Source organism: Geodermatophilus sp. SYSU D01106 (genome assembly GCF_054049995.1).
Genome location: NZ_JBJGYM010000019.1, coordinates 67,904 through 87,640, shown reverse-complemented (window position 1 = coordinate 87,640; position 19,737 = coordinate 67,904). Strand labels below are relative to the sequence as shown.

Sequence of the window (19,737 nt, the reverse complement as noted above, 5' to 3'; positions counted from 1 at the left end):
GCGTCCAGCCGGGAACGGACGACACCCCTCCCGGGTGACGCGGCGCCGGACGTAGGGGCCTCGTCGTGCATCCGAGGCCCGGCGACGACGCGCCGGTCGCGGTCACGCATGTCGCGCCATTCGATCGTGCACCCTGTGACCTGGGCAACTGATCGCCCGTGCCACTCCCGTCACGTCCGTCTCCGGCGTCCCACAGCGGCGCGTCGCGGTACCGAGACCCGGTCGTCTCACCAGGATGGGCCCCACAGGCACTTCCGCCTGAACGGGTTCCGTGACGTCGAGTGGTGGTCCTCATGTCCGCGTGGCACTGGTTGCTCGTCTGCTGGCTCACCCCCGGCGTCCTGACGCTCGCCCTGCTGACGGTCGGCGCACTGGTCCGCCGACGCGAGCCGGAGGTGGGCGACCTCGAGACGGCGGTACCGGTGACCGCTCCCGCGACCGCTCCGCCAGGCGGGCAGCCGGTCGCGGCCTGAGCGGCGTCAGTCGGTGAGGCCGAAGACCCGGACGCAGCCGCCGTACGTCTCCTCGTCGAGGCGAGCGCCGCAGGTGGACCCGTACGTCTCGTAGGGGTCGTCGACGGGCGTGCGGGCGTAGAGGTCGTCGCAGGCGCTCATGTCGCCCTCGAAGCAGTCCCCGGCCAGGCCGGCGAACGCGCTGTCGTGGTCGGGGCTTCCGGGCGCCGGCGGGGCGACCGGCTCGCCGGTGCCCGAATACGTCGCGCCGGAGCCGTCGGTGAACACGGGGCTGGTGCCCACGACGGCGAGGACCACGGTGGCCGTCGCGGCCAGGGCGGCCACCGGCCCGAGCAGCGCCGCCAGCGTCCCGGGTGTGACGGGTCGGCCCCCCGGCCCGTCGGTCGCCCAGGTGCGGACCTCGGCCCGGTTGAGCAGCACGAGCCGGACGACGGGCATCACGAGCAGCACCACCAGGGCGGTCAGCACGAGGAGGTCGGCCGTCGAGCCGGTGCGGACGCCGCTGGTGGCCAGACGCGTGGCGGCGACCACGAGCAGCAGGCCGGAGAGGCCGGCCTCGACCGCGGCGGTGACCAGCAGCAAGATCCGGCCGGCGCCGCGGACGAGCAGGGCCGCCCCGAGCAGGTCGAGGCCGGCCAGCGTGCACGCGCCGATGGCGAAGAGTGCGGGGACGCCGACGTCGGCGCCGCGCCCGAGGCCGAGGACGTCGACGACGACCACGAGGACGAGCAGCAGGAGGACGGCGGCCTGGGCGGCCGCGAGGGCGACGGCGACGACGGCGGCCCGCGGGCGGGGGAGGGCCGGCCATCCGTGGTGGGTCATCCCCGCGTCCCCGTCCTGCCGTGGTGGTCCCCGGTGATCCGGCTGCCAGGATCGGCCGCGCCGGACGGCGGGTCAACGCGCCGCGCCTCTCCGCGGCGGACATCCGGCACGGCTGCGGCCGCTCGGGCTACCGTGGCGCGGATGGTCCGCTGGATGTGCGCCGCTGTGGCCGGCGCGGTCGTCTCCGGCTTCGCCTTCCTGCTGGTGACCGGCAAGTACATCAACGACGGGCCCGTCCTCGTCCGGCTGTCGTGGAGCCACGGGGTGCACCTGGGCGACCTCTTCATCGGCGCAGGGTGGCTCGTCGCGATGCTCATGTTGGTCGTGCTGGCGCGGCCGGTGCGGCGCCCGGTCAGCCGAGGAGACCGGACTCCGCTTTCGCGGTGAGGGCGGTGCGCACGGCGGCGTCGACGACCTCGGCGAAGGCCGGGTCGGCCTCCGCGCGGGCCAGGACGGCGTCGAGCATCTCGGGGTAGACCCCCGGGTCGACGGTCAGGACGAGCGTGCCACCGGCCTCGAGGAAGCGGACCGCGCGGTCGCCCGGCGGCACGTCCTGGAACGCGGCGGCCGCGCCGACGTCGTCGCTGATCACCACGCCGTCGAAGCGCAGGAAGCCGCGCAGCAGCGTGGTGATGACCTGCCGGGAGAACGTGGCCGGCGCGGCGGGGTCCAGGCGCGGGTAGATCGCCGACGACACCATGACGAACGGGTCGGCGTCGGAGCGGGCCAGCTCGCCGAACGCGGCCACCTGCTCGCTGGAGGCGGTGGTCACGTCGTCGGTGACGCCGGGGACCTCGTCGGTGTTCTCGTCGACGAGCCCGAGGCCGGGGAAGTGCTTGATCGTCGCGGTCACGCCGTGGGCGGCCAGCGCGTCGACGACGGCCTGCACGTCGGGGACGACGTCGGCCGGCGTGCTGCCGTACTGCCGCCCGAAGGCGCCGATCGGGTCGTTGCCGGCCTCCGTGCCGGCGGGGACGACATCGGCGACCGGCGCGAGGTCGAGCGTGATGCCGGCCGAGGCCAGGTCGGCGCCGAGGCCGTCGGCGAGCGCGGCGAGCCCTTCTGCGGGCAGTTGCCCTTGGTCGACGGCGGCGGGCAGCCGCTCGAAGCCGGGCCCCTGCAGGCTCTGCACCGCGCCCCCCTCCTGGTCGGCAGCGATCCACGGGCGCGGTCCGGGCGCGGAGTCGACCCAACGGCCGCTGACGGCGGCGATCTCCTCGGCCGGCGCCTGCGAGCGTCCCGCGAGGAAGACCCCGCCGACGCCCTCGGCGACCAGGGCGTCGCCGGGGGAGAGGTCCTCGAGCCGGACGCCGACGACGAACAGCTGCGACACCTGGGCGCGGCGGTCGAGACCGGAGAGGGCGGCGTCGACCTGTTCCTCGACCTGTTCCTCGACCGGGTCAGCGGGCGACGGCGGAGGCTCGGCACTCGTCGTCGCGGGGGCGCTGCTGCTCGTCGTCGCGCTCGTGACGGCCGGCTCCTGCTGCGCGTCACCAGGGCCGGAGCAGGACGTCAGGGCGAGGGCGAGGAGCGTGCAGGCGACGGTCGGGCGGGTCCGAGCGGGCGTGCGCATCGCTCTCCTCCGGGCGTGGGGCGGACGGTCGCCCCAGTCTGCCCCGCGGTCGTGGGCGAGGATGGGAGCGTGCGGGGGACGTGGGTGCGGGCCGGTGTGCTCGTCGCCCTCCTCGCCGCAGCCGGGATCGTCGCCCTCACCGTGGACCTGCCTGACGTCGCCACGGTGCGCGGCTGGGTGGACCGCGCCGGCCTTCTCGGGCTGGTCCTGCTGACGCTCGGGGTGGGTGTCGCGCTGCTCGCGCCGGTGCCGCGGACGGCGCTGTCGCTGCTACTCGGTGTCGTCCTGGGCTTCTGGGGTGGACTCCTCGTGGCCGTAGTGGGAGGCACGCTCGGCGGGTTGGGTGCGTTCGGGCTCGCCCGCTGGCTGGGCCGCGACGCGGTGACGAAGCTGGCCGGGCGCCGGCTGGCGGAGGTGGACCGGCGGCTGGTCGGACATGGGTTCGGCCCCATGCTGCTGGTGCGGATCTCCCCCATCCCGTTCATGCCGGTCAGCTACGCAGCGGGGCTGACCGCGATGCGGCTGGCGCCGTACACGGCGGCGACGGTGCTCGGCATCGTCCCCGGCTCGGCCTTGCAGGTGGGCGTGGGTGCGTCGGTGGGAGGGCTGCCGGAGTGGGTGACGTCGCCGGGCGGCATGGGGGTCGAGGGTGCGGTGCTGGTGCTGCTCGTGACCGGCGGCGTCCTGTGGTGGCGACGGACCCGGTCCCGGACCATCTGAGCTAGCGGTCGCGGTGCCGGCACGGACGAGGCATGGCTGGTCGCGGTCGGCGCACGAGTGGCCGGTGGGAATGCGGCAGAACGCGTCCACGACTTGGCCTACGGGAAGGGCATCGCTCGCGGTCGGCGATCGTCCTTTTCGGGACCGGACCGCCGACTGGGGAAGGCCACAGCGGAACAAAGGCGGGCCGTCAATTGGCCCCTGCGCCAAGGGGCATGGCGGCAACCGCTCAGCGAGCGTCCGCCGTCACGTCTGGTGGCCGGAGTCCCCGCTGTCAGCTCCTCCGGCGAAGCGTGCCGCCGCTCGGTACATACCGAGCGGCAATCTCATCGATCAAGTCGACGCCGGACACGAGCTGCAGTGCTCATATAGCGGGTCGGACTGTTCGCTGAGCAGGCTTCGACAGCCTGGTCAGGGTGGCAATCAAAGACTAAGTCCGCTTGTCCACGCCCGCCGAGTGGCGAGGGGTGGCCGAGGGCGAGAACGACGGCAGCCTCGCCGCGGGGCAGCAGTCGAGCGTGCTCAACGCCGAGGCGCTGAGCGAGTTCGACCCGCAGACCGGGCAGAGCGGCACCGACAAGCAGATCCGGTGGCTCATGAGCTCCGACGTCTGCAAGCACTGCACGCACGCCGGCTGCCTGGACGTGTGCCCCACCGGCGCGCTGTTCCGCACCGAGTTCGGCACCGTCGTCGTGCAGGGCGACATCTGCAACGGCTGCGGCTACTGCGTGCCCGCGTGCCCGTACGGCGTCATCGACCAGCGCAAGGACGACGGCCGGGTCTTCAAGTGCACGATGTGCTACGACCGGCTCACCGACGGGCTGCAGCCGGCCTGCGCCACGGCCTGCCCCACGCAGTCCATCCAGTTCGGCAACCTCGACGAGCTGCAGGCCCGGGCCGACGCACGGCTGGCCACGCTGAAGAGCCAGGGTGTGGAGACGGCGCGGCTCTACGGCCGGGACGAGGACGACGGCGTCGGCGGCGCGGGGGCGTTTTTCCTGCTGCTCGACGAGCCGGAGGTCTACGGGCTGCCGCCGGACCCAGGAGTGACCACCCGCGACCTGCCCTCGGGTTCAATGACCGCAGTACCGTGTCGTTAAGGCTAGCGGCGGCTGACCGCCAGGCGAATTGGGAGCCCGTCGTGACTGTTTTGATCACTGGTGTCGCAGGTTTCGTGGGCAGTGCCCTGGCCAGACGCCTCCTCGCGGCCGGTGAGCGGGTCGTCGGCATCGACGCGTACACCGACTACTACGACCCGATGCTCAAGAAGGCCAACCTGGACGGCCTCCCGACGGACGGCTTCACCTTCGTCGACGCCGACCTGAACGCGGTCGATCTCGACGAGCTCCTGCGGGGCGTGACGGTCGTCTTCCACGAAGCGGGACAGCCGGGTGTGCGCAAGTCGTGGGGCGAGGACTTCGGGACGTACCTGGACCTGAACGTCCTGGCCACGCAGCGTCTGCTGGAGGCGGCACGCCGGTCCCCGGACCTGCGGCGGCTGGTGTATGCATCGTCCTCGTCGGTGTACGGCAACGCGGCGGTCTACCCCACGACCGAGGACGACGTCCCGCGGCCGCACAGTCCGTACGGCGTCACGAAGCTGGCCGCGGAGCACCTGTGCACCCTGTACGCCGGGAACTTCGGCGTCCCGACGGTGTCCCTGCGCTACTTCACCGTCTACGGCCCGGGGCAGCGACCGGACATGGCGTTCAACCGCTTCATCCGCGCAGCGATCGCCGACGAGCCGATCGTGGTCTTCGGCACGGGTGAGCAGGTGCGCGACTTCACCTTCATCGACGACGTGGTCGAGGCGAACCTGCTCGCCGCCGAGGGCGACGTCCGGCCGGGTGCGGTGTTCAACGTCTCGGGGGGCTCGAGCATCAGTGTCAACGAGGTCTTGAACGTCCTGTCCGGTATAGCCGGTCGAGAGCTACGGGTGGAGCGGACGGAGGCGGTCGCTGGCGACGTCGTCCGCACCGGGGGCTCGGCGGACCGGATTCGCGCGGCCCTCGGGTGGCGACCCACCGTGGACATAAAGGCGGGATTGCACGCGCAGTGGGATTCGCTCCGCTGAGGCCTCATTCGCACGACGGGACGGAGGCCGGCGATGAGGCGGCGTTGAGCTCGGCGACAAGCACGCAGCGACATCGATCGCCAGTGTGGTCGCCCGGGGCTCATGCGGCCTCACTTCGTCCATGAAGCGGCAGGCTGATCTCGCCGCCGCGGTCAAAGTGGTGGAGCACGAGCCGCCTCGTCCCCGCTCGTTCGAGCAGACCAGCCGCCGGTGGCACTTCGGGTGGCTGTACCTGTCCGGTCCGCCCAGACGGCTGACGAGCTCGCTCCACCCATCGTCGGCGACCATGTGGACAGCTCAGTCGTCGTCACTGAGCGTGGTGTCGCATCCGTTTCGCCGGCGCGGACGCCGTTGTTCGGTCACCGTGTCCGCCGGGACAGGAGAGCGCCGACCGCGTGCACGTCGCGCTCATCCGCGGCGGGTCAGTCGGTAGAAGGCGTGTGGCCGCTTCCACCGGATGACGGTCGCGGCACCCGGCAGTATGCCGACGCGGGCGGGGACGAGCCGCACCTCCAGGCCGAACCATGCCTAGTAACGGCACAGGCCGTCGTCCTCGCGGGCGTGCAGACCGTGCACCATCTCGGCTATGCCCGGCGAGCGCCAACACGCGCGTAGATGAATTCGTACGTGAGGCCCGTGCTGAAGTAAGTGTGCATCGCCTCCGTGGCCACCACCACGTCGCCCACGTGCGCCGTGCCGTCCACGGCATAGCCGGTGATGTACCTCGCCAGGGCGCCGTCGACCGGCGCCGTCGACCAGGCCGGCCAGCACGATGCCGCGTGTGGGATCCCCGATGTTCTCGAGGGTCGAGAAGTACCGCTCCCTGCTGGGGAGCGCGCCGTAGCCGGTCCGCTTGTGCGAGGCCCACAGGACGCCATGCCCCTGCTCCCGGAGGAGAGCGGGCCTGGCTGACGCCTGGCCTGCTGACCTTGGTGCTTCTCGCCGTCGGTATGGTCCGGCCACAGCGCCCGGACAGTGCGCGACAAGTTGGACTTGAACGGTTGCAGCGGCGGCCGCGGACCCGCAGGACTCTGAGGTGGTCCGGCGGCCGGACGTGCCGGTTGCCGCATGAGGTTGGCGGTGGGCATCGAGAGCTGAGGGGGCTTGGTGAGGACAGCGCTCGCTGTGGTCCTGCTGATCGTCGTCGCGTTGCTAGCGATCGCGGCCATCCCCTTGGGCGTGGTGCTTTTCCTGCTGGGATCTGCCACTTCCATGTTGCTGGGGGTCGCGCAGATCGTGCTGGCCATTGCGGCCCTGGTAACGGCCGCGTTGGTGGTTCGGGGTCTGCGTCGGTGATCTATGCACGTCCGGCGGCTGCGGCCGGCGGCCTGGCCGCCATTCTGTGGCTGTGGCCTGGCTGCGCTGGCGCGCCCGTCATCGATGACGCGCCGATTCGGCCGGAGGGAGTGACGCTGGCTGACGCAGACCTTGAGGTCTGCCAGTCCTTCGTGGAGCCTCGCGCTGACGCGTACAATTGGCTGGTTCGCCTACAGCGTAAAGCCCTCGAGGCGGCCAACAGTGACACGCCTGGCCGGCGTACAGGTAGGCAACCTTGGGTTCGTCGCCAGCCAGTGCGTCGGTGTGGCCGAGACGCCGCACCTGGACGGGGCTTTGCAAGAGGTCGTAGCCGCCGGAGAGGGTGCGCACGCCGCGATCGTCGAGGGCGACCTGGAGCCCGGTCCGTTGCGGCAGGCGCTGGCCACGGCCGCAGAGGTGTGCGAGGACGGCGGCTCTGACATCTCCTGGTACATGACCTGACAGGCGCCCGCGTCCGCGCGCGCCGTGCCGCCGAGTCGACGTCCCGGCCGCCCGAGGGAGCTTGGCTAGTCTGTCGACGTTCGTCATTGGGGGGCAGCATGGCCACGGACGTCTCGGAGCCGACGCGAAAACTCGCCAGGCGGGACATCTTCCTGACCCTCGGCGTCCTCGTGCTGACGCTGCTGGGAGGCGCCGGGGCGATGCGGTGGCCGACGCTCCTGGGCGTGGCACTCGTCGCGACGCTCCTCGCAGCGCTGATCGCCCGCACCCGGCGCGGCTACTTCAGTAAGCCGTACTTCTCGCCCGTGTGGATCACCGTCGCGCTTCTCGCCACGGTCGGCATCGGCGGCTTCTTGTTCGCCGCGGATCTCGTCGACGCCGGCGGCGCCAGTATCCGGATCGTCGTCCCCGACCGCGTGGCGTGGTCGACGCTCACGCTCTTCGCGCAGGTTGTCTCGTGGCTGATCGCCGGCGCACTGCTGCAGTCCCTCTTCCGGCGCCGGGCAACACCGGCTGCACGCGCCGACGCGACCGCACTCCGCGATGTCGTGCCGCCCGCGCTGCGCAGCTGGTTCCTGCCGGCTGCGGCCGCCCCAATCCTGGTGCTCACTGTCGGCGTCGGCGGGGACCTGCTCTCTCGCTCGAGCTACCTGCCTATCCGCTCCGGCACCAGCGTGCTCGGCCTGGCCGGCACCCTGGCGCTGGGCGGCGCCGTCCTCGCTGGCCACCTGGCCGCCAGCAGCATTGGTCTGCGGCGCGCGTCGGCCGTCACGCTGATGGCCGCCTACGCCATCTACTTTTTCTCGATGGGCTCCCGGCGCCTCGCGCTCGTGCCGATCCTGCTGGTGCTCGGCTACTGCGCCTATCGCGGCACCCGCCGGCGGGCGGTCAAGCTCGCCGTGGCCGCCGCGATGTCACTGGCGCTGCTGCCCATCCCGCTGCACCTGCGCACCGGCAACACCCACGGGCTCTTCCCCTACCTTGAGCGGATGCTGTCCTTCTCCTACGGCAACGTGGAGTGGGCCGACGCGGTCAACAACATCCTCGTCGCGTTCCCGATCGCCGCGGCCACGGCGTTCATGGAACCGCAGCTGCCCACGTCCTGGCTGTGGATCTCGCTCAACCCGGCGCCGGGCAGCGTCGCTGGCTGGTACGAGATCTACCAGTCGTTGCGCCTGAACTACTACACGCCCTACTCGACCGTCGGCGAGCTCGGAAACTACGGCTGGCTCGTCACCGCAGTCATGGCCGCCGCGGCTGGCGCCATCCTCAGCTACCTCGACGGCCGGGTCGGCTGGTACTTCCGCACGGGACACGGCATGTACGCGCTAGCGCTGCTGGGCATGTGCAGCCTGTTCGCTCTGACGATCCTGCAGTACAACTTGCGGTCGTCGGTGCGACTGCTGCTGTATGCCATCATCGCCGACCTGGTGCTGCGCTACATCACACGCGCCCGCCTGAGCCGTCGAGCGGCAGCGGACGCCGTGGCTGGGGCGGCCCCGAACGCGCCTCGAGCGCACGCGCTGCTCTAGGGAGAGCTGTACGTCCCCGGCCCGGCGTCGGGGTTCAGGGCGGGCGCGCAGTCCTTGCGGCGGATGGCGCTCGACGCTCCGGCGGCCTGGTAGTCGAACGCACCGGGCGGCATGATTGTGTGGACCCGGTCAGCTCAGACCTGCGCGCTGCCGGCGACTCGCACGGCACCGGGTGGGGTGGCGCCCGCGGCGGCGTCGCCCTGGTCGTCGCGGAGGACGGTGCCGAGCAGGTAGGCCTTGCTGACGTCGATGTTGTAGACGGTGCCGCCGCGATTGAAGGCGTAGTCGCCGGCGATGTCGACGCCCAAGCAGGCCTCGTGGATGGTGAGGCCGTTGACTGACTGCTGGCCTCGGCCGTTGTTCTTCGCCGAGCAGTTCACGGTGAGTAGGTAGCAGGGCCCGGACTGCACCTTGTGCACGTTGCAGCGGTCGCCGGCGTTGGCGTCGGCGCGGCAGTTGAAGGCTGCGACGGGCCGTATCAGTTGACAGCGCCCAGGCCGCGACCGGCGACCGCACCGGCCGGCCGTAGCGGAGCGAGGTGCTCTTGAGGACGACCGCATTGAGCGTGGTGGGAGTGCTGGTGGCAGGCGAGTTGATGTGCACAATGTTGTAGGAGCCGTTTGAGCCCTGCAGGTCGAAGCTGTCGAGGAAGACGTTCACCTGCTGGCGGATCTACAGGTGCGGGCTGTTCTGGAAGTAGCGGGTGTTGCTGTCGGTGGGCGCGGCCCGTCGCGGCGGTGATGTAGAGAGTGCCGGCGACGAGCGCCCAGGAGTCCGGGGTGGCGTTGCACAGGACAGCGGTGGGCACCTGGACGAGCTTGACGCTGTTCCCAACCGGTCGACGGCGGCCAGGTCACGTAGGCGGATGCAGTTGGCCACGGCCTTGCTGTAGCAGTTGGTGTGGGTGGCGTCGGCGGTGAAGCCGGTGACGACGTCGTAGGTGCCGGTGACCAGCTGCCGGCCGCCGGGCTGCTCGCCGTCGGTGGCGATGATGGCCATGTCGACCTGGGGCCGTTGTTCGTGCCGCCGACGAAGGCGTTGGCCCGGTCGTAAGGTCCGCGCTCGGCGAAGATCTTGGCGGGGACACCGCCGGCGTTGGCGACGTCGATCGCCTTCCACAGGGATCGGAACGGGGCGCCGCTGCTCCCGGTGCCGGTGGAGTCGTTGCCGGTGGGGGACACGTAGTAGGTGGCGCCCGGCGCGGATCGCGCGGTGGAGAGCCGGTCGAACAGGGCTTCGGCGGTGAGGCCGGCGCTGCCGACAATTCGACCACCGGGTGTGACGGTGTTCGACGGGTTGATCGATGCGAGCGCAGTAGGCCAGCCCAGCCCGGACGGTAGGCACCCGGAATGGTCGGCGGGGACACGAAGGTCACCCTTCGGACATGAACGAATCAAGCTACTAGCAGCACTGTCGTGGGCCGGACTGGTCCTCATCCGAGGAGGCCGGCCTCCGCTTTCGCGGTGAGCGCGGTGCGGACGGCGGCGTCGACGACCTCGCTGAAGGCCGGGTCCGCCTCGGCGCGGGCCAGGACGGCGTCGAGCATCTCGGGGTAGACCGCCGGGTCGACGGTGAGCACCAGCGTGCCGCCGGCCTCCAGGAAGCGGACCGCGCGGTCGCCGGGCGGCACGTCCCGGAACGCGACGGCCGCGCCGACGTCGTCGCTGTTTATGGGCGCATCGCTCTCCTCCAGGCGCGGGCGGACGGTCACCCCAGTCTGCCTGGCGGTCGTGGGCGACGATGGGACCGTGCGTGGGACGTGGGTGCGGGCCGGCGTGCTCGTCGCCCTCCTCGCGGCGGCCGGCGTCGTGGCACTCACCGTGGACCTGCCCGCCGTCGACACGGTGCGCGCGTGGGTGGATCGCTCCGGCCTCATCAGGCTGGTGCTCCTGACCCTCGGGGTGGGCGCGGCGCTGCTGGCGCCGGTGCCGCGGACGGCGCTGTCGCTGCTCCTCGGCGTCGTCCTGGGCTTCTAGGGGGCCTCGTGGCAGCCGTGGTGGGCGGCACGCTCGGTGGGTTCGGCGCCTATGGCCTCGCCCGCTGGCTATGCCGCGGCGCGGTGACGAAGCTGGCCGGGCGCCGGCTGGCCGAGGTTGACCGGCGGCTGGTCGGGCACGGATTCGGCCCGTTGCTACTGGTGCGGATTCCGCCGGTCCCCTTCATGCCGGTCAGCTACGCGGCGGGGCTCACCGCGATGCGGCTGGCGCCGTACACGGCGGCGACGGTGCTCGGTATTGTGCCGGGCTCAGCGCTGCAGGTAGCCATTGGCGCCTCCGTGGGCGGCATGCCCGAATGGATAATGTTTACAGGTCCTCCTACATCTGTCTTCGCACTAGGCGCGACCGGCGCCGGACTCCTCTGTCGGTGATGCGCGCGGCCGCCGACGCCACGCCCCTCAGTCGGCGAGCCCCAACGATCGCTGGTTCCGTTTGGTGTGACCGGCTCGGGAGCGCGGCGCCTTCCATAGCTTTACACAGAGTCCGTGTGGCACTCAGCCTCGTAAAGCTTTACTAATGTCTTCGCGACAGTCGTTATCGCAAAGCGTTCGGCCGCCAGATGGCGGGCCCTTAGCGACGCATCCGTCCAAAGCTGAGGTTCCTCCACCAGGCGCAGAATGGCGTGTGCGAGCTCCTCCACACTTTCGCCGACCACGATTGACGCGCCGGCAGTTCCGGCTAGGACGGACAGACCTGTCTGATCAGTAATAACGGAGGGCAAACCTGCGGCGAACGACTCGAGAAGCACCATCGGGAAAGGCTCATCGAGACTCGGCAACACGAAGACGGAGGCTCGACCAAAGAGTGACCGCACGCCAGCACGATCGACTGCCCCCATGTAGCGGCAACTGTCGCCAATCTCCAGTCTCGCAATGTCCGCCTCCACGCCGGCCAACTCGCCCTCGTCGGCCCCCCAGATCTCAAACTTCAGGTCCTGCCTGACCGACCTCGCCAACGCTGCGGCCTCCACAAAGGCGCGGGGCCGCTTTCGAGCCGCCAAACGGGATGCAAACACGACCAGGGGTGACGTATAGGCTGGTCGAGCGTATTCAGTGGAGGAGGAGACGCCATTGTCCAATTGCTGCAGTAGATCCGGGATAATCCCTATCGAAAGTAGATCCTCCCTCTCGCGCGATGTCAGATAAAGGATGCGGCGACTCCTTCGAAGAGTCGACAGGACGACAAAACGATCGATGAGCCTAGCGACCAATCTTTTATCCGGTCGCACCATTCCGTGCGTCTGGGCAATCAGTGGCCGTCCAGCCCTGGCCGCTATAGCGGCGGCTGGCAACGTCAGGAGGTCCCTCGCCAGATGCACATGCACCACATCGAAGCGGCGGATGTTCTTGACAAGCCAGAACAGGAACATTGGCGAGAAAAGGAGAGCAAAGCTGCGCCGGCCGAAACGCGTGGCTCGAAACAAGCGAAGTTCACAATCGCTGTCCACTGTCGCCTTGCCGTCCCAGCCGGCGGCCATGGTCACTTCACAGCCCAGTTCACGCAGGCATTCCGTCTGCTCGAATGCGACGGCGGTTGGCCCGCCGTACTCGCCTCCTATGCCAACGTATGCGACGACCTGTAGCACCCGCACGCCACTCTCCATTCGACCGTCACTTAACGCGTCTCGGTTTGATTGTCAGGGTTGTCGACAGGATCCTATTTCGTCACCGCGTACAACGCACACCAAGCGTCAATAGACTTCATTCGGTTACCCATCATCAACCACTCGCAGTGTGGCGGATTAAGGCGCCGATGGTGCGAAAGATGCTAAAACGATGCAGCCGCACGACTGGCAGCCGCAGCTCAACACTGCCCAGCCGATGTATATGCACAGGGTCTGCGCCCCCAATTGTCAGGCGTGATGTGGTAGCCCACAAGGGTCTGAGGCATCTAGGGCATCCCTTGTGTTCGGTGAACCAGTCGGCGGGTAGGGCACTCCCCAACGAGCAACACTGCAGCCAGGCTTGAAGCCCCTACGGGCTTTCCGCACACAAACTTGCAGGTGACTAGGACGTTGGTACCGCTCGCAGTGGCTGGTGCGCCGTCCCCAAGCCCCTATCGTCACTCATAGCAGGACCTGCTGCACAATACCGCCAGCTGAGACTAGCAGGATGGTCAATAGGTAGAACTTCCATGGCGCATGTCTCTGCAGAAGCAGAAGGCTCGTAGTTGCGACAACGTACTCGCGTACAACGACTGCCCAGGCAATCGCCGCGGGGCCGTGCGCCGCCGCGAGTGCAATGAATAAACTTGCCACCAATCCCGCAGTCGGTGAGAGGAGGGCAAATCTATGTCGACCGGAGAGTGCTAGGAGCGAGGAGGAAGTCCAGTTGAGGATGGATGGAAATGTTGCGAGCGCCAGGATCGGCACGATCGTGAGCGATTCTTCCCACTCGCCACCTAGCAGATCTGTGATGACGGTGGAAGTGAGCACGTAGATACAGGCGACCGCAATAGCGCCGACAAGGAGAGATGTAGCAAGCACTCCTTCCGTCCTGCGTCGGAGGCTCGGTGCCGTCCTCGCAGCGCCACTTAGCCGAACGCGCAGGAGGTTTGCTGTCGCCGCGGCGAGCGTATCGCCGAGTGTCCTTGCAATTGCAACTGCGATCCCGTATTGCCCCAACAAGTAGGTGCCTCCGACGGCACCGATTAAGACTCGGTCAGACTGGCCTTGTGCCCAACCAAGGGTCGAGTAGCCAGCCATGCTGGCGTAAGTGGATCGTAGGTCAGCCCGACTTAGCGCCGCCCCCCCCTGCAAGGGTACTTCCCGCGCATCTAGTCGTTGTACTGCCCAATAGCAGTAGGCTGCGAAGATGGCCTCGGCTGTAAGGAGTTGCACGGAAGGGCCGAGAACTGAGCGAGTGGCTGCCGTTAACGGCAAACCTAGTGCAAGGGAGACGACTGCAGCGCCGACCTGGCCTCGGGCCAAGGTCGCCCAACGGCCGGCACGCTGCAAGAGGCCGAGACTAGGAAGTGCGACGGCCGTCGCGATAGGTGCGAATGCGAGTGGCAGGAGCAGCAGTGCAGAAGTGTCGGAGTTCAGGATGGCGACGAGTATGGCCGCAGCGACTAGTAATGCCCAGCCACTTAAGGCGCTCACTGCTCGATAGGTGCTCAGGAGGGACCGCCGGCCGTCAGGCGGTTGGCTCAGTGCTTGCAGCAGCGTGTGTCTAAACGCAGTATCAGTGAGAGCTTGGAAGGCGGTGTACGCCAGCATCATCCAACTGAAATAGCCAACCATCCTTGGGTCCGCGACATATGCAAGGAAGAGAGTCGAGCCCGCTGAGGCAACTCGCGGGAGAATGCGCTCCCCTAACGCAAGAAGTTGCGCGAAGATCGCAGGTGCGTGGCGACCCTTAGAGTCCTCATCCAAGCGATCGCCTATAGGTTGCTCGGCTTTGTATGTCCTGATTGACGAACGAGAGAGCGCCGATAACGCATTCATCGCCGAGGTGGACGTCACCGGTGATCACGGAGTTCGGATATATGGTGACTGCGTTGCCGACCGTTGGATAGCCCCCGGACCTACTGCCTCCAATGGTTACATTCTGGTAGATCGTCACGTCACCGTTGAGCCGAGCGCCGTGGCCGACGACAATACCGACTGGATGAGGGAGATTCACCGCCCCCTTGAACTGCTGGCCCGGTGATACGTCTGAGCTGAAGGCGCAAAGCAGGATTTGTCGGGCTAGGCGCGACAGGGGGCCACCGTGGCGGCAAAGGCGAAAGAGGAATGAGCACTGAAGGCTGGGGTTCGCCACGATAGCAATCGGCCACGGGTTGATCCGGAACCCGTGGGACAGGCGTGCCATATAGGACTGGTCAAGTCGGACGCCCTGAATGGCGTGCCGCAGTGCGCCTAGCGTGGACATGTGGACTCGCTTGTTGCGTCCCCCTCGAACCAGTCGATGGTCGTGCCATTGTGTGAGATGACGTGGAAGTAGTAGTGGCGCAGCAACCTAGGCATTGTTGCCACCGCCGCCTTCAGAGTATCGCCTTCCGTGGAGTGTGCGCCGGAGGGGACCCTCGCGGTGGACGCGAATAGCGAGGCAAGGCTTTCGCGCAGCATGGCGTTGCTTTGGACTTGTTGCGTATACGTAGTGGCCTGTGAAACTTGGCCGGGACTGCTCCTGTACGCGACGGTCGGGAGAGGGGACCGATATATATGCGCGCCCGAGGCTGCCATGCGCAACCATAGGTCCCAGTCTTGTGCGACTCGGAGGTCGCGGTAGCCCCCTGCGCGCTCAACCGCCTGGCGCCTTGCGGTGAAGGTGGGATGCGACAGGGGGTTATGGATGAGAAGGGCTGTTGCTAGGTCCTTAGGTAGGTAGCGGACGGGGAGGCTGAGAGTTGGAATTGTTCTCCCCTTGAAGCGGACGACTGCTGTGAAGCTCGCGTCATACTTCCTCAGGTGGCGCATCTGCAGGGAGAAGCGCCAGGGGAACGCCACGTCGTCGGCGTCCATTGATGCCACGAACTCGCTGTCCGTAACTCTCATCATCTCCCGCCTGGAGGCGCCACCGCCGACGGAGATGGGGGAGTGGTGGACGAGGACTCGTTTGTCTTTCGCGAGTTTGTCGGCGGCGGTCAGGGTCTCCGTGTCGCCGTCGACCCATATCATGAGTTGCGCATCCCTCGGCATCGCGCGAAGCGTCGACGCCGCTGCTAACGAGATGGTGTCCGACGCTGCTCTCGCAGGCATCATCACCAACAGTCTCGGCATGGGACTTTCTCCTGTGACATATACGTCGTTGGTGGGGTTCCCGGACCACTGAGTTGGTCAGCGATCGATGCGCACGCTGCGCCCGCTACGAGCGTCTTCCAGTTGTTTGATGTCCGCGTCGACCATAATCTTGGCGAGTTCGGGGGTGAGCACCTTGGGTTCCCATCCAAGTTTGGTCTTGGCCTTCGTGTAATCGCCGATCAGCGCATCGACCTCGGTTGGTCTTTCATATCGGGAGTCATGCTCGACGTATTGTTCCCAGTCGAGCCCCACGTGCTCAAAAGCCATCCGGACGAAGTCTCGAACGGAATAGGCGGTTGTCGTGGCGAGGACGTAGTCGTCTGGCTCGGGGGCCTGCAGCATGCGCCACATACCCTCCACGTATTCGGGGGCGTAGCCCCAATCGCGGACTGCGTCGAGGTTGCCCATGTAGAGCTTGTCCTGCAGGCCAGCCGCAATGCGCGCGACCGCTCTCGTCACCTTGCGGGTGACGAACGTCGCACCGCGGCGAGGAGACTCATGGTTGAACAAGATCCCGTTAACAGCGAAGAGGTCGTACGCCTCACGGTAATTGCGCGTGACCCAGTATGCGTAGACCTTTGCCGCGCCGTAGGGACTCCGCGGATAAAACGGAGTGTGCTCGTTCTGCGGCGGCGGCGTGGCGCCAAACATCTCCGACGATGATGCCTGGTAGATCTTGGTACGCACGCGGGCGGCACGAACGGCTTCCAGGAGGCGCATCGCGGCTAGGCCCGTGACGTCGCCGGTGAAGACCGGCTGGTCGAACGAGACCCGGACGTGGGACTGAGCTCCGAGGTTGTAGACCTCGTCGGGGTTGACCTCCCGGAGCAGGTTGATCAGGGTGACACCGTCATTGAGGTCACCGAAGTGCAGGAACAGGTGGCGGTTGGCCACGTGGGGGTCCTCGTAGATGTCGTCGAGGCGCTCCGTGTTGAAGGAGGATGAGCGCCGAACGATGCCGTGGACCTCGTACCCCTTGCTCAGGAGCAACTCCGCCAGGTACGAGCCGTCTTGGCCGGTGATGCCCGTGATGAGTGCCGACTTGGCCACCCGTTGCCCCGTTCGTCGTCCGCCCGGACCGATCCGAGCCGTTTCTCGTAGCCTAGATGGCCGACTGACCGAAGGGGTGCCGACCATGACGCTGCCGATCCTCGACCGTGAGGCACCTACCTACGTCGCGGGCCATCGAGGTCTCGTGGGCGGCGCCATCGTGCGTCACCTCCGCGAGCTCGGGTTCTCGAACCTCGTGACGCGCTCCTCGTCGGAGCTCGACCTGCGCGACGCGGGAGCGGTGGAAGCGTTCTTCTCCGCCGAACGACCTGCAACGGTGATCGTTGCAGCTGCCAAGGTCGGCGGCATCCTCGCCAACAGCACCTATCCGGCGGACTTCCTCTCCGACAACCTGCGCATCCAGGTCAATGTCCTCGACGCGGCCGCTCGGCACGGCGCCGCCAAGCTGCTCTTCCTGGGCTCGAGTTGCATCTACCCCAAGTTCGCGTCGCAGCCCATCCGTGAGGACTCCCTGCTCACCGGCCCGCTGGAGCCCACGAACGACGCCTACGCCATCGCCAAGATCGCCGGGGTCCTCCACGTCCAGGCGCTGCGTCGCCAGCACGGCGTGCACTACATCTCCGCAATGCCGACGAACTTGTACGGGCCCGGCGACAACTTCCACCCGACCGGCTCCCACGTGCTGCCGGCGCTTATTCGTCGTCTCGACGAGGCCGCGCGCGCCAGCGCGCCGTCGGTCACGGTCTGGGGGACCGGGACGCCGAGACGGGAGTTCCTGCACGTCGACGACCTGGCGCGGGCCTGCGTGCACCTCCTCGAGCACTACGACGAGCCGGAGCCGGTCAACATCGGGGTGGGCGAGGACCTCTCGATCCGCGAGATCGCGGAGATGGTGGCGGAGGTCGTGGGCTTCCAGGGGGACCTGGTGTTCGACACGACGAAGCCGGACGGCACGCCCCGGAAGCTGCTAGACGTCAGCAAGATCAGAGGACTCGGATGGGAGCCGCGGATCCCCCTGCGCGAGGGGCTGGTCGAGACCTACCGCTGGTATCGGGAGCAGGTCGCTGCAGGGGCCCTGCAGCGAGCCTGACCGCTACACCAGGCGGCGAACCCAGGCGCCATAGCCCGCGAGGGAAGCAGCGCCGGTCAGGTGCTCGGCCGCGTAGGCCTGTCCGTTCGCCGACATCTCTTCGGCGGCGGCCGGATCGGCGGCCACCTCCTCGATGGCATCGAGGATCGTGGCGGCGTCCCCAGCGGGGACTCGGATCCCGGCCTCCGATGCGGCGACCAGCGCGGCCGCTCCGCTGCGCTCGTCCGTCGCTGCCACGACCGGGCGACCTGCGGTGAAGTAGGTCGTCAGCTTGCTCGGCACGGACATCTCGACGACCCCGGGCTTCTCGTGCAGCAGGAGGCAATCGGCGGCGGACAGCGTGGACTCGAACTCCCCCTCGGGCAGCGAGTCGAGCAGTGTCACCTGGGCCAGGCCCTCGGCCTGCCTGGCGAGGTGGTCTCGTCGGCTGCCGTTCCCCATGAGGACCACCCGCACGGCGCTCCCGCGTTCCCCGGCGAGCCGCCCGACTTCCACCAGCCCCTCCAGCCCCTGCTTGGCGCCCATGTTGCCGGAGTGGAGAGCGATGAAGTCGTCCGGCTCCCAGCCCAGCTGGCGGCGTCGCTCTACGCGGTCCTGCGCCCCGGGCATCGTCACGTGTGACCAGTTGGGGATGACGACCACCCGCGCGTCGACGACCCCGTCCGCAAGGAGGCGTTGCCGGAACACGTCGTGGATGACTGCGACGCCGTCAGCCCTCCTCAGCAGGAGACGCTCCAAGCGGGCCGTGACCCGGGCGACGAGCCCACCGCCGAGACCGGTCTCGGAGAGGGCCGCTCCGTACAGGTCCTGCACCACCACACCCACGCGGAAATGCCGCACCGAGCGCAGCAACAGGGCCGGCGCGATGGAGAGCAGCGCCGGGCTGACGACGAGGACGACGTCCGGTCTCTCGCGCAGCAGCCGGGCGCCCGCGCGGAGGGCGAACACGAGCTCCATGAGCACCCGTGAGGCGCCACCGGGGTTGCCCGGTACCGGGTGGCGAACACGGACGAGCCGTACGCCGTGGTCCGTGGACGAAGCACGCGGGGTCTCGTATCCCGGGTGGAGGCGCCACTCCGGGTAGTGCGGGTGGCCTGTGAGGACGGTGACCTCGTGTCCCTCCTGGGCGAGATGACGGGCGAGGCCGGTCGTGTACGGGGCGATGCCCGTGGTCTCGGGTGCGTAGTTGAGCCCGACGACCGCCACCCGCAACGTGCGTCCGTCCCTCGTGGTCCCCGTGGTCACCCGTGCCCCCAGTCGTCCGCCCGCCGTCGTGGCCGGCGCTCCGCCGTATCCTCTCCCGGTGCCGCGACCCAAGGTGATCGACCTGTCGAAGGCCCCGGGCGCGGGGGAGAGCTGGGACGCCCCCGCCTGGAAGGTGTACCTATGGGGGCTCGTGGAGTTGGCGGTCGTGAGCAACCCCTGGCAGATCAGCTCCCGGCTACGACGCGCCGCACTGGTGGGCTTCGGCGCGCGCATCGGGACGGGAGTCCTGCTCCGCCCGCGACTGCGTGTCCGCTTCCCCTGGAAGTTGGTCATCGGTGATCGCAGCTGGATAGGCGAGGACGTGTGGCTGCACAACCAGGACGACCTGACGATCGGCTCCGATGTCGTGGTGTCCCAGGGAACCTTCATTACCACGGGGTCGCACGCGCATCGACGGGACATGGCGCTCATCACGCGGCCCGTCGTCATCGAGGACGGCGCGTGGGTGACCGCACGGTGTGTCGTCCTGGGGGGCGCTCACATCGGGCGATCAGCCGTCGTCACGCCCGGGACTGTCGTCAGTGGTGCGGTTCCCGAGGCGGTTGTCTTCGGGCAACAAGCCGGAACGGTCCTCTCTCCCCGCTTCCGCAACTGAGTCCGGGGGCCCTGCACCGATGTGCACCCAGCCCGCGGTCGTCGAAGGCCAACGCGTCGACGTTGACCATGCCAATCGACGT

General features: G+C 68.3%; 23 protein-coding genes. 12 read left to right on the top strand and 11 right to left on the bottom strand.

Annotated elements, in window-relative coordinates; translation table 11 throughout:
- Nucleotides 1–293 precede the first annotated feature (293 nt).
- A complete protein-coding gene (locus tag ACI78R_RS18220) occupies nt 294–473 on the top strand; it encodes a hypothetical protein (RefSeq protein ID WP_457041767.1) in 180 nt (59 codons plus the stop codon).
- A 6-nt stretch (nt 474–479) separates the two neighbouring features.
- Here the strand turns inward: ACI78R_RS18220 and ACI78R_RS18215 are convergent, their stop codons facing one another.
- Nucleotides 480–1,295, bottom strand: a complete 816-nt coding sequence (locus ACI78R_RS18215; protein ID WP_457041766.1) for a hypothetical protein — start codon at nt 1,293–1,295, stop codon at nt 480–482.
- 141 nt (nt 1,296–1,436) lie between these two features.
- Here ACI78R_RS18215 and ACI78R_RS18210 point away from each other — a divergent pair, with 141 nt between their 5' ends.
- Nucleotides 1,437–1,682, top strand: a complete 246-nt coding sequence (locus tag ACI78R_RS18210) for a hypothetical protein (protein WP_457041765.1) — start codon at nt 1,437–1,439, stop codon at nt 1,680–1,682.
- Here ACI78R_RS18210 and ACI78R_RS18205 read toward each other — a convergent pair.
- The gene (locus tag ACI78R_RS18205; protein ID WP_457041764.1) at nt 1,648–2,868 is read right to left on the bottom strand and encodes a glycoside hydrolase family 3 N-terminal domain-containing protein; all 1,221 of its coding nucleotides are present in this window, start codon (nt 2,866–2,868) and stop codon (nt 1,648–1,650) included. The two genes, ACI78R_RS18210 and ACI78R_RS18205, sit on opposite strands and share 35 nt — an antisense overlap.
- A 69-nt stretch (nt 2,869–2,937) precedes the next feature.
- Here ACI78R_RS18205 and ACI78R_RS18200 point away from each other — a divergent pair, with 69 nt between their 5' ends.
- The 6 genes from ACI78R_RS18200 to ACI78R_RS18175 all read left to right on the top strand — a co-directional run bounded on the left by ACI78R_RS18200 (nt 2,938) and on the right by ACI78R_RS18175 (nt 8,952).
- A complete protein-coding gene (locus tag ACI78R_RS18200) occupies nt 2,938–3,588 on the top strand; it encodes a TVP38/TMEM64 family protein (protein ID WP_457041763.1) in 651 nt (216 codons plus the stop codon).
- A 440-nt stretch (nt 3,589–4,028) separates the two neighbouring features.
- Nucleotides 4,029–4,688: a 4Fe-4S dicluster domain-containing protein gene (locus ACI78R_RS18195; RefSeq protein ID WP_457041762.1), complete on the top strand. Its 660-nt coding sequence runs from the start codon at nt 4,029–4,031 to the stop codon at nt 4,686–4,688.
- On the top strand, nt 4,679–5,662 hold the full coding sequence (locus tag ACI78R_RS18190; RefSeq protein WP_457041761.1) for an NAD-dependent epimerase/dehydratase family protein: 984 nt from the start codon (nt 4,679–4,681) through the stop codon (nt 5,660–5,662). The genes ACI78R_RS18195 and ACI78R_RS18190 overlap by 10 nt, the downstream gene beginning before the upstream one ends.
- Nucleotides 5,663–6,787: 1,125 nt before the next feature.
- The gene (locus tag ACI78R_RS18185) at nt 6,788–6,958 is read left to right on the top strand and encodes a hypothetical protein (RefSeq protein ID WP_457041760.1); all 171 of its coding nucleotides are present in this window, start codon (nt 6,788–6,790) and stop codon (nt 6,956–6,958) included.
- A 222-nt stretch (nt 6,959–7,180) separates the two neighbouring features.
- Nucleotides 7,181–7,420 carry a hypothetical protein gene (locus ACI78R_RS18180; protein WP_457041759.1) on the top strand — a complete coding sequence of 80 codons (240 nt, stop codon included), beginning with the start codon at nt 7,181–7,183 and terminating at the stop codon, nt 7,418–7,420.
- Between the two features lie 98 nt (nt 7,421–7,518).
- Nucleotides 7,519–8,952 (top strand): hypothetical protein, encoded by a 1,434-nt coding sequence (locus tag ACI78R_RS18175; protein ID WP_457041758.1) that lies wholly within the window; start codon nt 7,519–7,521, stop codon nt 8,950–8,952.
- Between the two features lie 134 nt (nt 8,953–9,086).
- On the opposite strand, the gene ACI78R_RS18170 is transcribed toward ACI78R_RS18175, so the two are convergent.
- The 3 genes from ACI78R_RS18170 to ACI78R_RS18160 form a co-directional block, all read right to left on the bottom strand.
- Nucleotides 9,087–9,362 (bottom strand): hypothetical protein, encoded by a 276-nt coding sequence (locus tag ACI78R_RS18170; protein WP_457041757.1) that lies wholly within the window; start codon nt 9,360–9,362, stop codon nt 9,087–9,089.
- A 262-nt stretch (nt 9,363–9,624) separates the two neighbouring features.
- Nucleotides 9,625–9,951: a hypothetical protein gene (locus ACI78R_RS18165; RefSeq protein WP_457041756.1), complete on the bottom strand. Its 327-nt coding sequence runs from the start codon at nt 9,949–9,951 to the stop codon at nt 9,625–9,627.
- A gap of 433 nt (nt 9,952–10,384) precedes the next feature.
- On the bottom strand, nt 10,385–10,663 hold the full coding sequence (locus tag ACI78R_RS18160; RefSeq protein ID WP_457041755.1) for a hypothetical protein: 279 nt from the start codon (nt 10,661–10,663) through the stop codon (nt 10,385–10,387).
- 37 nt (nt 10,664–10,700) lie between these two features.
- On the opposite strand from ACI78R_RS18160, the gene ACI78R_RS18155 reads away from it, so the two are divergent.
- Together ACI78R_RS18155 and ACI78R_RS18150 are read left to right on the top strand one after the other, a co-directional pair.
- Nucleotides 10,701–10,928, top strand: coding sequence for a hypothetical protein (locus ACI78R_RS18155; RefSeq protein ID WP_457041754.1), 228 nt, complete (start codon nt 10,701–10,703; stop codon nt 10,926–10,928).
- An 8-nt stretch (nt 10,929–10,936) separates the two neighbouring features.
- The gene (locus ACI78R_RS18150) at nt 10,937–11,320 is read left to right on the top strand and encodes a TVP38/TMEM64 family protein (protein ID WP_457041753.1); all 384 of its coding nucleotides are present in this window, start codon (nt 10,937–10,939) and stop codon (nt 11,318–11,320) included.
- A gap of 101 nt (nt 11,321–11,421) precedes the next feature.
- Here ACI78R_RS18150 and ACI78R_RS18145 read toward each other — a convergent pair whose 3' ends face one another.
- The 5 genes from ACI78R_RS18145 to gmd form a co-directional block, all read right to left on the bottom strand.
- Nucleotides 11,422–12,540 carry a glycosyltransferase gene (locus tag ACI78R_RS18145; RefSeq protein ID WP_457041752.1) on the bottom strand — a complete coding sequence of 373 codons (1,119 nt, stop codon included), beginning with the start codon at nt 12,538–12,540 and terminating at the stop codon, nt 11,422–11,424.
- Between the two features lie 474 nt (nt 12,541–13,014).
- A complete protein-coding gene (locus ACI78R_RS18140; protein ID WP_457041751.1) occupies nt 13,015–14,190 on the bottom strand; it encodes an oligosaccharide flippase family protein in 1,176 nt (391 codons plus the stop codon).
- Nucleotides 14,191–14,314: 124 nt separating this feature from the next.
- Nucleotides 14,315–14,761: a hypothetical protein gene (locus ACI78R_RS18135; RefSeq protein ID WP_457041750.1), complete on the bottom strand. Its 447-nt coding sequence runs from the start codon at nt 14,759–14,761 to the stop codon at nt 14,315–14,317.
- 47 nt (nt 14,762–14,808) lie between these two features.
- Nucleotides 14,809–15,672 (bottom strand): glycosyltransferase, encoded by an 864-nt coding sequence (locus ACI78R_RS18130; protein ID WP_457041749.1) that lies wholly within the window; start codon nt 15,670–15,672, stop codon nt 14,809–14,811.
- Nucleotides 15,673–15,729: 57 nt separating this feature from the next.
- Nucleotides 15,730–16,743, bottom strand: coding sequence for a GDP-mannose 4,6-dehydratase (gene gmd / locus ACI78R_RS18125; protein ID WP_457041748.1), 1,014 nt, complete (start codon nt 16,741–16,743; stop codon nt 15,730–15,732).
- An 85-nt stretch (nt 16,744–16,828) separates the two neighbouring features.
- Here gmd and ACI78R_RS18120 point away from each other — a divergent pair, with 85 nt between their 5' ends.
- Nucleotides 16,829–17,794 carry a GDP-L-fucose synthase family protein gene (locus ACI78R_RS18120; RefSeq protein WP_457041747.1) on the top strand — a complete coding sequence of 322 codons (966 nt, stop codon included), beginning with the start codon at nt 16,829–16,831 and terminating at the stop codon, nt 17,792–17,794.
- Nucleotides 17,795–17,797: 3 nt separating this feature from the next.
- Here ACI78R_RS18120 and ACI78R_RS18115 read toward each other — a convergent pair whose 3' ends face one another.
- Nucleotides 17,798–19,000, bottom strand: a complete 1,203-nt coding sequence (locus ACI78R_RS18115; protein ID WP_457041746.1) for a glycosyltransferase family 4 protein — start codon at nt 18,998–19,000, stop codon at nt 17,798–17,800.
- A 97-nt stretch (nt 19,001–19,097) separates the two neighbouring features.
- On the opposite strand from ACI78R_RS18115, the gene ACI78R_RS18110 reads away from it, so the two are divergent.
- Entirely contained in the window at nt 19,098–19,655 is a 558-nt protein-coding gene (locus ACI78R_RS18110) for a hypothetical protein (protein ID WP_457041745.1), read from the top strand.
- The last annotated feature ends 82 nt before the right edge of the window (nt 19,656–19,737 follow it).